The organism is Gemmatimonadota bacterium (assembly GCA_016209965.1).
Taxonomy (GTDB): domain Bacteria; phylum Gemmatimonadota; class Gemmatimonadetes; order Longimicrobiales; family RSA9; genus JACQVE01.
Window position 1 is genome coordinate 1 of the sequence record JACQVE010000134.1, and the last position, 2000, is coordinate 2000.

Annotated in this window: 2 protein-coding genes; both read right to left on the reverse strand. The window is 65.7% G+C overall.

All coding sequences use genetic code 11. From position 1 onward, the window contains the following. Positions 1 to 1190 (reverse strand): type II secretion system F family protein (locus HY703_05480; protein MBI4544621.1); only part of this gene is annotated, 1190 nt, incomplete at its 3' end. Between the two features lie 12 nt (positions 1191 to 1202). Next, on the reverse strand, positions 1203 to 2000 hold a 798-nt coding region (locus HY703_05485; protein ID MBI4544622.1), incomplete at its 5' end, for a PilT/PilU family type 4a pilus ATPase.

Genomic DNA, 2000 nt, shown 5'->3' on the forward strand with positions numbered 1-2000 from the left:
ACCACCTTCATCATGTCGAAGATGGGCAGGTACATGGACACGATCATGCCGCCCACCACGACGCCGAGGAAGACGATCAGGATGGGCTCGAGTGCGGCCAGCATGGCTTCCACGGCGGCGTCCACCTCTTCGTCGTAGAAGTCTGCGATCTTGCCCAGCATCTCGTCCAGACCACCGGTCTGCTCGCCCACGTTGATCATCTGCACGACCATGGGCGGGAACACGCCGGACCTGCGCAGCGGCTCGCTGATCGTCTCGCCGCCCGCGATGCTGGCGCGCGACTGCATGACGGCGTCGTGGATCACGCGGTTGCCGGACGTATGCGCCGTGATCTCGAGACCTTCCAGGATGGACACGCCGCTGGCCACCAGCGTGCTGAGCGTGCGCGTGAAGCGCGAGACGCTGGCCTTGCGCAGCAGGTCGCCGATCAGCGGGAGCTTGAGCATCAAGGCGTCAATGGCGAGCTGGCCCTGCGGCGTCGCGTAGATGCGGCGGAGCAGGAAAACGCCGCCGACGATCGCGCCGATGATGTAGAACAGGTAGTTCTTGAGGCCCTGGCTCAGGTTGATGACCAGGCGGGTCGGCCCGGGCAGGGGCACGCCCACGTCCGCAAACATGGTCTGGAAGGTGGGTATGACGAACACGAGCAGCACGGCCACGGCCCCAATGGCGACGCTCATGATCACGCCCGGGTAGATCATGGCGCCCTTGATCTTGCGGCGCAGCGCATCGGCCTTTTCCAGGAAGGTCGCGAGCCTGAGCAGGATGGTGTCCAGGATACCGCCCGCCTCCCCCGCCGCGACCATGTTGGTGTAGAGGTCCGTGAAGATCTTGGGGTGCTTGCGCAGCGAGTCGGCCAGTGTGAGGCCGGACTCGACGTCGTACAGCACCTCTTCAATCACGCGGCGGAAAAACTTGTTCTCGGTCTGCTTGGCCAGGATGTCCAGGCTCTGCACCAGCGGCAGACCGGCGTTGATCATGGTGGCGAACTGACGGGTGAAGATGACGATGTCCCGGGTCCTGACCCCGGTGCCCAGCGAGATCTCGAGTCCCTTCTTCTCGGCGACCTTGACCGGGATCAGGCGCTGGCGGCGTAAGTAGTTGACGACCTCGTCGCGGGAAGGGAGGTCGATCTCGCCGCTCTGCAGCTCGCCGGCTGGGGTCTTGGCAGAATAGGTCCAGGTGGGCATGGAGTCTCCCGGTTAGCCGCCCGCTGGCGCCGTCTGCCCGGTCATGCGCAGCAGCTCCGCGGGGTCAGAAGAGGCCTTGAGCGCGTTCTCCAGCGTGACCTCGCCCTGGATCACGAGCTGATACAGCGCATCGTTCATGGTCTGCATGCCATGCTTCTTGCCGGCCTGCATGGACGAGTATATCTGGTGGATCTTGTCGTCCCGGATGTTGGCGCGGATGGCGGTGGTGCACACCATGATCTCACAGGCGCAGACCCGTCCCGGCCCATTGGCGCGGGGGAGCAGGGTCTGGGTGACGACGCCCTCGAGGCAGAAGGCGAGCTGCGCCCGCACCTGCTGCTGCTGGTGCGAGGGGAAGACGTCCACGATGCGGTTGATGGTCTCCGCCGCAGAGTTGGTGTGCAGGGTGCCGAACGCCAGGTGCCCGGTCTCGGCAATGGTGAGCGCGGCACCGATGGTTTCCAGGTCCCGCATCTCGCCGATCAGCACCACGTCCGGGTCCTGCCGCAGCGCCGAGCGGAGTGCGGCGGCAAAGGACTTGGTATCGGAGCCCACTTCCCGCTGGTTGATGAGGCAGCCGCGGTGCTTGTGGATGAACTCGATGGGGTCCTCGATGGTCAGGATATGGCCGCGCTCCTCGCGATTGATCTTGTCGACCATGGCGGCCAGCGTGGTGCTCTTGCCTGAGCCGGTCGGCCCCGTCACCAGCACCAGGCCGCGCGGGCGGGCGGACAGCTCCGCCACAATGGGCGGGACGCGCAGCTCGTCGAAGGTGCGGATGGTGAAGGGGATCACGCGGATCGCGGCCGC